Source organism: Micromonospora sp. NPDC047753, from assembly GCF_040642735.1.
Classification (GTDB): Bacteria; Actinomycetota; Actinomycetes; order Mycobacteriales; family Micromonosporaceae; genus Micromonospora.
Genome location: NZ_JBEYSL010000562.1, coordinates 1 through 4,030, shown reverse-complemented (window position 1 = coordinate 4,030; position 4,030 = coordinate 1). Strand labels below are relative to the sequence as shown.

Here is a 4,030-nt window from a genome sequence, read left to right as displayed (position 1 = left end):
GCCCGCTGCCGGTGCCTGGCGGTCGGGGCCTCTTCGACCGAGCTCGGCTCGCGCCGGGACAGGTCGATGCCCAGCTCCTCAGCGGCCCGGAACACCTCGTCGTCGGTCTCGCGCATTTCCAGGGCCACGCCGTCGCTGGAGAGCACCTCAACGTTGAGGCACAGCGACTGCAGCTCCTTGAGCAGCACCTTGAACGACTCCGGGATGCCCGGCTCCGGGATGTTCTCGCCCTTGACGATGGCCTCGTAGACCTTCACGCGGCCGAGCACGTCGTCGGACTTGATCGTGAGTAGCTCCTGCAGGGCGTAGGCAGCGCCGTACGCCTGCATCGCCCAGCACTCCATCTCACCGAAACGCTGACCACCGAACTGCGCCTTACCACCCAGCGGCTGCTGCGTGATCATCGAGTACGGGCCGGTCGAGCGAGCGTGGATCTTGTCGTCGACCAGGTGGTTGAGCTTCAGGATGTAGACGTAGCCGACCGCGATCGGGTCCGGCAGAGGCTCACCGGAACGACCGTCGAAGAGCTGCGCCTTGCCGGTACGACCGATCAGCTGCTTGCCGTCCCGGTTGGGCAGGGTCGACTCGAGCAGACCGGAGATCTCCTCCTCGCGGGCACCGTCGAAGACCGGGGTGGCCACGTTGGTGTCGCCCTCGGACTCGTGCGCGTCGATCGAGCGGAGCTGGCGCTTCCACTCGGCGTCGTCGCCCTCGACCTTCCAACCGGTCTTGGCGACCCAACCGAGGTGGGTCTCCAGCACCTGGCCGATGTTCATCCGGCTCGGCACACCGAGCGGGTTGAGCACGATGTCGACCGGGGTGCCGTCCTCGAGGAACGGCATGTCCTCGACCGGCAGGATCTTCGAGATGACGCCCTTGTTGCCGTGCCGGCCGGCGAGCTTGTCGCCGTCCTGGATCTTGCGCTTCTGGGCGACGTAGACCCGGACCAGCTCGTTGACACCCGGCGGCAACTCGTCGCCGTCCTCGCGGGAGAACGTGCGCACACCGATGACCGTGCCGGTCTCGCCGTGCGGCACCTTCAGCGAGGTGTCCCGAACCTCACGCGCCTTCTCACCGAAGATCGCGCGGAGCAGGCGCTCCTCCGGGGTCAGCTCGGTCTCACCCTTGGGCGTGACCTTGCCGACCAGGATGTCACCGGGGACGACCTCGGCGCCGATCCGGATGATGCCGCGCTCGTCGAGGTCAGCGAGCATTTCCTCGCTGACGTTCGGGATGTCGCGGGTGATCTCCTCCGGGCCGAGCTTGGTGTCCCGGGCGTCGACCTCGTGCTCCTCGATGTGAATCGAGGTGAGCACGTCCTGCTGCACGAGGCGCTGCGACAGGATGATCGCGTCCTCGTAGTTGTGGCCCTCCCAGCACATGAACGCCACCAGCAGGTTGCGTCCGAGTGCCATCTCGCCCTCGTCGGTGCACGGACCGTCGGCGATGACCTGACCGGCCTCGACGCGGTCGCCCTCGAAGACGACCGGCTTCTGGTTGACGCAGGAGCCGGCGTTGGAGCGGCGGAACTTGTGCAGCAGGTACGTCCGGCGGTGGCCGTCATCCTGGTGGATGGTGACGTAGTCGGCGCAGAGATCCTCGATCACACCGCCGACCTCAGCGACCACCACGTCGCCAGCGTCGACAGCGGCCCGGTACTCCATGCCCGTACCCACGAGCGGCGCCTCGGCCTTGACCAGCGGCACCGCCTGGCGCTGCATGTTCGCGCCCATCAGTGCCCGGTTGGCGTCGTCGTGCTCGAGGAACGGGATCATGGCGGTCGCGACCGAGGTCATCTGCCGGGGCGAGACGTCCATGTAGTCGACGGCACCGGGGAGGACGTCCTCGGTCTCGCCGCCCTTACGACGGCAGAGCACCCGCTCCTCGGCGAACGTGCCGTCAGCCTTCAGGCGCGCGTTGGCCTGGGCCTTGACGAACCGGTCCTCCTCGTCTGCGGTCAGGTAGTCGATCTGGTCGGTGACCCGACCCTCGACGACCTTCCGGTACGGCGTCTCGATGAAGCCGAACGGGTTGACCCGGGCGAAGGTGGACAGCGCGCCGATCAGGCCGATGTTCGGGCCTTCCGGCGTCTCGATCGGGCACATCCGGCCGTAGTGGGACGGGTGCACGTCGCGGACCTCGAAGCCGGCCCGCTCCCGGGACAGACCACCCGGGCCGAGCGCGCTCAGCCGACGCCGGTGGGTCAGGCCCGCCAGCGGGTTGGTCTGGTCCATGAACTGGGACAGCTGGGACGTCCCGAAGAACTCCTTGATCGCCGCCACCACCGGGCGGATGTTGATCAGGGTCTGCGGGGTGATCGCCTCGACGTCCTGCGTGGTCATCCGCTCGCGGACGACCCGCTCCATCCGGGACAGGCCGACCCGAACCTGGTTCTGGATCAGCTCGCCCACGGTACGGAGGCGCCGGTTGCCGAAGTGGTCGATGTCGTCGGCCTCGTAGCCGTCCTCACCGGCGTGCAGCCGGCACAGGTATTCCACGGTGGCGACGATGTCGTCCTCGGTCAGCGTGCCGGTGGTGATCGGCACGTCGACTTCCAGCTTCTTGTTGAACTTGTAGCGCCCGACCTTGGCGACGTCGTACCTCTTCGGGTTGAAGAAGAGGTTGTCGAGCAGGGTCTGGGCGTTCTCGCGCGTCGGCGGCTCGCCAGGGCGCAGCTTGCGGTAGATGTCGAGCAGAGCCTCGTCGGCGCCGGCGATGTGGTCCTTCTCGAGCGTGGTCATCATCAGCTCGGACCAGCCGAACTTCTCACGAATTCGCTCGGCCGACCATCCGATGGCCTTGAGCAGGACGGTGACGGCCTGCCGACGCTTACGGTCGATGCGCACACCGACCGTGTCGCGCTTATCGATGTCGAACTCCAGCCAGGCACCCCGACTCGGGATGACCTTGACGCTGGAGAGGTCGCGGTCGGAGGTCTTGTCCGGCTGCTTGTCGAAGTACACGCCCGGAGACCGGACGAGCTGGCTGACCACGACGCGCTCGGTGCCGTTGATGACGAAGGTGCCCTTGGGCGTCATCATCGGGAAGTCACCCATGAACACCGTCTGGCTCTTGATCTCGCCAGTGGTGTTGTTGGTGAACTCCGCGGTCACGAAGAGCGGAGCGCAGTAGGTCAGGTCCTTCTCCTTGCACTCCTCGATCGAGGCCTTGACCTCGTCGAAGCGCGGCGCTGAGAAGGAGAGCGACATGGTGCCGGAGAAGTCCTCAATGGGACTGATCTCTTCAAGGATCTCCGCGAGACCCGATCGTGCGTGCGGGTCGTCCGCCGACCGGCCCTGCCAAGCCTCGTTGCCGACGAGCCAGTCGAAGGACTCGTTCTGAATGGCAAGGAGGTTGGGGACCTCGAGGTGTTCGGTGATCCTGCCGAATGAAACTCGGCGGGGAGCGAATGCGCTCGACGTACGACTGGTCTTCGCAGGGCGGGAAGCTGCCAAGATGCGTCCTTCCGAGGACCGGTGCTGCAGAACGGCTGGTACGCGTGCACTCCAATGACCCCACCAGAAATATCCGTAAACGGACATTTCCGAGCAGGGGTCAAGTCGGAAGGCAGCGCAAACTAGCAGTGTAGCCGAGAGGCTAACCGCTGTCCAGCCCACCCCGCAGGTTGTTTGCGGAGCGCGCCTCGGCCCCGTCAACCGGGGTCTGCCGGGCCGCTCAGAACGCAACTCCCCACTGGGCCGCTCGGGTTACAGCGGCCGATGGTGCCGCCGCTGTCATACCCACGTCGTGGCCGTCGCAAGCGCGGTGTCTTGCTGGTGTCAGCGTGCCTGGCAGCCCCGGGCCGCGTCAAGGGCCGGTATCCGGGTTGTCCCTTGTTTCCCACTGGAGGGCGACCCGCCACGCTCGTTCGGGTCAAGGGTACCCACGGTCGGAGCCCAGCTCAGGACCGGTCGCAGCCAGATCCACCAATACGGCGGGCGGTGATCCGTGTCAGCCGGTGCCGGGGGGCGGATAGCCGGTGCCGGGCGGCGGCCAGCCAGCGGTCTGCGGCTGCCCGCCGGGCATGGGC

The 4,030-nt window shown here is 66.9% G+C and carries 1 protein-coding gene; it reads right to left on the bottom strand.

The features are described 5' to 3' along the window. Positions 1-3,455, bottom strand: a 3,455-nt coding sequence (locus ABZ749_RS30885; protein ID WP_357233936.1) for a DNA-directed RNA polymerase subunit beta, incomplete at its 3' end; no start/stop codon positions are given. Positions 3,456-4,030 lie beyond the last annotated feature (575 nt).